The organism is Bacillus sanguinis (genome assembly GCF_018332475.1).
Taxonomy (GTDB): domain Bacteria; phylum Bacillota; class Bacilli; order Bacillales; family Bacillaceae_G; genus Bacillus_A; species Bacillus_A sanguinis.
Genome location: NZ_BOQB01000146.1, coordinates 1 through 5,759, shown reverse-complemented (window position 1 = coordinate 5,759; position 5,759 = coordinate 1). Strand labels below are relative to the sequence as shown.

General features: G+C 31.7%; 7 protein-coding genes and 1 pseudogene. 7 read left to right on the top strand and 1 reads right to left on the bottom strand.

Going from position 1 to position 5,759, the window contains the following annotated elements:
* The first annotated feature begins 100 nt into the window (after positions 1–100).
* The 5 genes from KI369_RS16625 (at position 101) to KI369_RS16605 (ending at position 3,390) form a co-directional block, all read left to right on the top strand.
* Positions 101–601 carry a sigma-70 family RNA polymerase sigma factor gene (locus tag KI369_RS16625; protein WP_212956677.1) on the top strand — a complete coding sequence of 167 codons (501 nt, stop codon included), beginning with the start codon at positions 101–103 and terminating at the stop codon, positions 599–601.
* Positions 591–1,613: an anti-sigma factor gene (locus KI369_RS16620; RefSeq protein ID WP_212956676.1), complete on the top strand. Its 1,023-nt coding sequence runs from the start codon at positions 591–593 to the stop codon at positions 1,611–1,613. Before KI369_RS16625 ends, KI369_RS16620 begins: the two co-directional genes overlap by 11 nt.
* Positions 1,595–1,906: a hypothetical protein gene (locus KI369_RS16615; protein WP_212956675.1), complete on the top strand. Its 312-nt coding sequence runs from the start codon at positions 1,595–1,597 to the stop codon at positions 1,904–1,906. The genes KI369_RS16620 and KI369_RS16615 overlap by 19 nt, the downstream gene beginning before the upstream one ends.
* A gap of 229 nt (positions 1,907–2,135) precedes the next feature.
* Positions 2,136–2,672, top strand: coding sequence for a C1q-like domain-containing protein (locus KI369_RS16610; protein ID WP_212956674.1), 537 nt, complete (start codon positions 2,136–2,138; stop codon positions 2,670–2,672).
* Between the two features lie 238 nt (positions 2,673–2,910).
* Complete coding sequence (locus tag KI369_RS16605) at positions 2,911–3,390, top strand: C1q-like domain-containing protein (RefSeq protein WP_238484928.1); 480 nt, start codon at positions 2,911–2,913, stop codon at positions 3,388–3,390.
* 873 nt (positions 3,391–4,263) lie between these two features.
* Here the strand turns inward: KI369_RS16605 and KI369_RS16600 are convergent.
* Positions 4,264–4,458 (bottom strand): hypothetical protein, encoded by a 195-nt coding sequence (locus tag KI369_RS16600; RefSeq protein ID WP_151630287.1) that lies wholly within the window; start codon positions 4,456–4,458, stop codon positions 4,264–4,266.
* Positions 4,459–4,740: 282 nt separating this feature from the next.
* On the opposite strand from KI369_RS16600, the pseudogene KI369_RS16595 reads away from it, so the two are divergent.
* Positions 4,741–4,881 (top strand): annotated as a pseudogene (locus KI369_RS16595) (N-acetylmuramoyl-L-alanine amidase); the annotation flags it as partial.
* 221 nt (positions 4,882–5,102) lie between these two features.
* The coding region (locus KI369_RS16590; protein WP_212956673.1) for a peptidylprolyl isomerase at positions 5,103–5,759 on the top strand (657 nt) is incomplete at its 3' end.

The window sequence follows — 5,759 nt, the reverse complement described above, 5'->3', positions numbered from 1 at the left end:
TTAAAGTTTCACTTTATTTACAAATAAAAAAAGATAAAAAGGAAAAATAATGCAACTTTTTAATTTGTTTATTCGTGTTATATATGAAAGGAGGAGGGGGATGGAGATTGAAGAAATATATAAGGTTTATATAAACGATTTGTATCGGTATTTATTTTCCCTTTCTCGTAGCCATCATGTAGCGGAGGACTTGGTGCAGGAGACTTTTTATCGAGCCTATCTTTATTTAGAAGACTATGAAAACCAAAAGGTAAAATCATGGCTTTTTAAAGTGGCATATCATACGTTTATTGATTTTGTTAGGAAAGAGAAAAAAATAACCTTTGTAGGAACGGAGGAATTAGAGACAATACAAGCAGGGGAATCTACAGAAGAGTATGTAGTCGCAAAAAATAGTTATGAAAAGTTAATTCAGATTATTCATACTTTACCTGTGATAGAGGCACAAGCTATTTTATTATGTGACGTACATCAATTAACGTACGAAGAGGGTGCTTCTGTACTAGATTTAAAGTTAAATACGTATAAAAGTCACATATTTCGTGGGAGAAAGAGATTAAAAGAATTGTTAAAGGAGGAAAAGAGTCAAAATGACAAATGATAAATCTCATTCTGAACAAGATGATTATAAAGAATTGTTACAAGAAGCACTTCATCAAAGACCGGCTTCACTTCCTGATGAAAAACAGGAGCAAGTATTGAAAATAGGTAAAAAAAGAGCACGTATTACGAATGTTTTAATTGTATTTACTTTTTTATTACTTATTCAACCTATTTTATATATATCTACACTCTTATATTATACAGTGGCACCTACAAACGCAATGGAGATACGGAATGTAGTAAATCAAACGTTAAGTGTAACAGAGCCAAATGTATTTTTGAAAGATAGGGACATGGAGCAAACGTTGTTACCGCTTAGTTTGCAATTACATTTTGATTTGTATAAAAGAGTAGGAAAAAAAGATATTCGAATAGGAGAAGAGAAAACAGATTATGTATTTAGTAGAGCAACGAAAGTAAGCCGTGAATATACAACAGATGAAAAAATTCCAGAAGTCCCATATGTAGATAACGAAGTGTTGTCTCATCCTAATAATAATAATGCGTCCTATAATAGTAGCGAAGAAGCGCAGGTATTAAAGGGTTTGCCGCAAGAATCTGTTGTAGAAGCATTTGTGTCTTTTAGAGAAGTATTAAGTGTACAAGAGGTAACAAATATGTTTCCTACTATTGATATCGTTTGGTATGCCGTTCATACAGGGTTAGAAGAGAAGCAAATGAATGATGATGGAATGTATGTAGCTCCGATTGGTTTTCCAGCAGATATAATTTCAAGGCCAAGTGGTGCTTTTGTAAGTGATTCACCTCATGAGTCACAATTTATTGATGTGTTAAAGTCATTACAGAAGCATGAAAATTTAGCAGTGAAGCTATCTAGAGCGAAAGTATTAGAGTTATCAAAGCGTATTTCTTTCCTTGAAAAAAATGGGGTGAAAACATACGGGGCGGTTGTAACTGGGCCTAAAGAAGAAATTGAAAAATTGATGAGCCACGAAAAAGTTAGAAAATTGAAAGTAGGTGAAGCGAGGTTATGGAATTGGCATTCTTAAAAAAAAGAAAGAATCATATTTATAAACAGGAAACGTGGATGGGGATTATTTCATTAATTATTGCCTTTCTAGCGTTATTGTATTTGAACATTATATTGCTTATTCAAGAAACATTTATAGGTAAAAGTTTTCTGCAAATAGTTGGTATTGGAGTGGTGTGCTCAGTCATAGGGATGATCACAAAAAGCAAAAGTCGAAAATATGCATTGTGGGCATGTAGTTTATTTATTTTTATGCTGCTGTTTTCTGTATTTGGATTTATGCTAGGTTGGATGATAAGCTTTGGGCCATAAAAAAAGGGCGAATGTAGATTCGCTCTTTTTTATGTATAAAAGTAAACTAGATAAGAGATGAACTTATCAAATTTGAATTAAGCATTATACATCTAGGTTGAAGTTTTATTGATATGTTTTCCGCCCACGTATATATAGGCACAAATTTTGGACTAAAACAATAGCTCGTCCAAACATTACGAATCCCGCTTACATAATATGTAGTAATAAGCATGAAAGGGGAACTAGTATGTCTTGTTATTACTACTGTAAGTATTGTAAAGAGTATAAAAAGAAACAGCATGATTGTTGTAAGAACACGAGTAAGTGTAATGACAACAAGGATAACCTTGTTAGGGCATCAGCATTTAGGGCTAGAAATACAGTGAATCAAACGGTTCCTGCCAATACTTTTGTAAAGGTATTGTTTCAAAATGAACAATTTGATTTAGCAAATGAGTATAATCCAGTAACGTCTATTTTTATTCCGAAGACTAGGGGAGTTTACTCTATTATTGGAACGATTGGTTTCTTTCCAAACGATTCTAGCTTAAATTATAGAGCACGTGTAGAAATTCGTGTGAATGGAAACGCAGCAATAGCAATAGATAATGATTTTTTTGGTCCAATAAGTTTTGGAAATGTAGTAAGTGTTTCGACCATTATTCAATTGAATGAAGGAGATCAAGTTGAGGTTTATGCACAAAGTAGCATAGATGGAGTTTTAAGTCCTTCAGAAGATGGTTCACATTTTGAAGCCGCAAGATTCCCTTCTCCAATTAAATAAAGTTGAGTATACCGAAAATACAGGTTAATCCTCACCGGAATGGTGGGGATGTTTTATTCTATTGAAAATAGTAACTGTTTGTCCAAGCTATTCTAATCTATATAGCATAGTATGCAATAATAAGTTTAAAGGGGGACTTACTACGTCTTATTATTACTGTAAGTATTGTAAAGATTACAAAAAGAAAAGTCATGATGGCTTTAGAGAAAATAGTCAATGTGATAGAAAGTATGTAAAAGTGAATTGTTGTGATGATAAAAAAGAAATGCTTGTAAGAGCGTCTGCATTTAGAGCTGTAAATACAATGAATCAACCTGTTTCGGAAAATACTCCTGTTAAAGTATTATTTCAAAATGAACAGTTTGATCTAGCGAATGAATATAATCCAGCAACATCTACTTTTATTCCAAAGACGAAAGGGGTATATAGTGTATTAGGGAATATAACATTCTCTCCAAATGATTTTAATGTAAATTACAGAGCTAGAGTTGAAATTCGTGTGAATGGAAATCCAGCAATAGCAATAGATAATGATTTCTTTGGGACCGGGGTATTTTTTAATAATGATGTTTCAGTAACGTCTATTCTTCAATTAGAAGCAGGAGATTCAGTTGAAGTTTTTGCTGAGAGCAGTGTTGCGGGAGTAATTGTTCAAAATGTTAATGGTTTGAATACTGTTCATTTTGAAGCTGCAAGATTTCCTTCTCCAATTAAATAACGAATAGAATAAAATACTTTTCAGTAGGTTTAGTTAATCCCCTTTACCAAATGGTGGGGGATTATTATTGTTTTTCTAAAATTATAGTTTGTCTCATGAGAATTTCACATGCTAGGAAGTAAAGTTGAAAGTGTTAGCTTATTATGAGTATTAGATATTCTGCAAGTAATAAAGAGCGTACAACGAAATGAGTAAGATGGTTGTAAAAGTTCTTTGGCATTACATTTGCTAGCTGTCTAACGGAATAGAAAAATATCTTAATTTATGTCCGTATAATAACGGGCTTTTTCTTTAATATATAGAAGTTACACATTTAACATAGGTTTGTGTAGGGATTGCTATTGAATGGAAAGGAATAACATTAAGGCGATTACACTATATAAAAATAAAATAAATCCTAAGATGAGTAGTATTGGATGTAACTTGAACATATTTGACCTCCTTGAGTATATAAAGATTTTAATACATCTATGGTCAATTTAGAAGGGGAATATATTAGATGAATCATGCTTGAATGAATACACTAATGTAACAGAGGAGTGAAAATACAATAAATTCAGGAGTATTGTTCAGTACAAATTCATTAGATTGTTTATAAGTAGCAGGTGGGTTTACCACTAATGAAATATGAAAGTGAACAGGTTTATATGTAGAGGATGAGGGATAAATAAAAAAAGAGCATACTCAAACGGTACGCTCTAAAGAAAGATAGGTTTTATGAGTGGATAATCTCCATACGATAATATATGCTCGGTTAATAAAAACGTGTGAAAAATCAATAGATTATCAATGAAATATCATGAAATGAGTAATTTTAGTCTTTTACCGAAGTTGTTTAGCTAACGAAATAGTTTAGATTATGAATAGAACAGATTAACAACCGGATAATGAGCGCACTTCAGTTTCGTATTTTTTATAGTCTGGATATTGCGTAATAGTTTGACACTTAGGTGTGGAAAGTTGATTAATTATAGAAACATTTGTAATTACCTCGTTACAAGGGCCGAAAAATGTAATTTTTAGTTTTGAATTTGGTGGAACCTTGACCACGATAGGTTTTTTTTTCATGAAATCAGCTCCTAATACGCAGTATTGTATACTGCTTTTTTTATTTAGTTTGTAAAGGCGTATGAATATATAATATGAAATTTTTAGTTGAGTTGATAATGATATAGAGTTTTATGGTGTGATCAGATTATGAAAAATTAGTAGAAAATTATTTAAAAGATTGTATGTTTTGAAAAACAATATAGATTTTCTTTATTTATATTATAGGTAGCTAGTATTAGATATAAGGGATTTTCAATAAAACAAGCTTTAAATATGATAATAAAAAGGAGATGAATTGTATTGGGGTATATTATCGATATTTCAAAATGGAATGGAACTATTGATTGGGATATTGCAGCATCCCAGCTAGATTTAGTTATTGCTAGAGTTCAAGATGGTTCGAATACGGTAGATATCGGACAAAATAATTGGATACTTGAAGAACATGTAACTATTAATTCGCTATAAATAGTTGCATGTTTTTAAGAATACGTAAAGGTGCATATTACAGATACATAGTAAGATGACCTTTAATATTTGAACAAAAGAAACATGTTACTTAGTTTATTCAAATGAAATGAATTACATGTGGAAAACACATTGTTTACACAACAACATTGTATAGTTATTCTTATATAATAATAAAAGTGAGGTATTTGGGATTGAAAAAGAAAAAGCTATTTTTAGGAACGATTATTTCATGCGTAGTATTGGCATTATCTGCATGTGGCTCCTCAGAAAACGTAGTAACATCAAAAGTAGGAAATGTTACAGAGAAAGAGTTAAGTAAAGAGTTAAGACAAAAATATGGGGAAAGTACTTTATATCAAATGGTGTTAAGTAAGGCATTGCTAGATAAATATAAAGTTTCAGATGAGGAAGCAAAAAAACAAGTAGAAGAAGCAAAAGATAAAATGGGTGACAACTTCAATTCGACTTTAGAGCAAGTTGGATTGAAAAATGAAGATGAATTAAAAGAAAAAATGAAGCCGGAAATTGCATTTGAGAAAGCGATTAAAGCGACTGTCACAGAAAAAGATGTAAAAGATAACTATAAACCAGAAATGAAAGTAAGTCACATTTTAGTGAAAGATGAAAAGACTGCTAAAGAAGTGAAAGAGAAAGTAAGTAACGGTGAAGACTTTGCGGCTTTAGCGAAGCAATATTCAGAGGATACTGGTTCAAAAGAACAAGGCGGGGAAATAACTGATTTTGCTCTAGGGCAAACGGTGAAAGAATTTGAGGAAGCTGCATATAAATTAGATGCAGGACAAGTTAGTGATCCGGTAAAGACAACTTACGGTTATCATATTATTAAA

Coding starts and splice junctions, on each gene's coding strand:
- KI369_RS16625 (WP_212956677.1), top strand. CDS start 101: ATGGAGATTGAAGAAATATATAAGGTTTATATAAACGATTTGTATCGG.
- KI369_RS16620 (WP_212956676.1), top strand. CDS start 591: ATGACAAATGATAAATCTCATTCTGAACAAGATGATTATAAAGAATTG.
- KI369_RS16615 (WP_212956675.1), top strand. CDS start 1,595: ATGGAATTGGCATTCTTAAAAAAAAGAAAGAATCATATTTATAAACAG.
- KI369_RS16610 (WP_212956674.1), top strand. CDS start 2,136: ATGTCTTGTTATTACTACTGTAAGTATTGTAAAGAGTATAAAAAGAAA.
- KI369_RS16600 (WP_151630287.1), bottom strand. CDS start 4,458: ATGAAAAAAAAACCTATCGTGGTCAAGGTTCCACCAAATTCAAAACTA.